General features: G+C 66.9%; 1 protein-coding gene. It reads right to left on the reverse strand.

The window, feature by feature from the left end; genetic code table 11:
- On the reverse strand, positions 1-326 hold a 326-nt coding region (locus tag EOC06_RS43755), incomplete at both ends, for an amidase family protein (RefSeq protein ID WP_245470161.1).

The following is a 326-nucleotide window of genomic DNA, read 5'->3' on the forward strand; positions in this document are numbered from 1 at the left end:
GCCGGCAGCCAAGCCGCGACAGAATGGCAAGCGAAGCTTCGAAACCAGTCTGCATGGCCGTATCGCCGAAGAATTTGAGCTCCGCTTTTACAGGCACGCCGACGGTCAGCACCGGTTGGCGCGCGGCGAGCGGCTGGACGGCGATGTCACGCGAATAAGGATCGGCAGCGTCGCGCGCGGCGGCAACGGAGAACACCCTATACGCATCATCGACGGTCAGCGCGAACACCGAGACGCAATCGAGCGTGCGGCAGGCCGGCACGACGCCGGCGGCCGACAACGCGCCGACCGTCGGCTTCAGCCCGACGAGGTTGTTGAGGCCGGCC

The organism is Mesorhizobium sp. M7A.F.Ca.MR.362.00.0.0, assembly GCF_004023175.1.
Classification (GTDB): Bacteria; Pseudomonadota; Alphaproteobacteria; order Rhizobiales; family Rhizobiaceae; genus Mesorhizobium.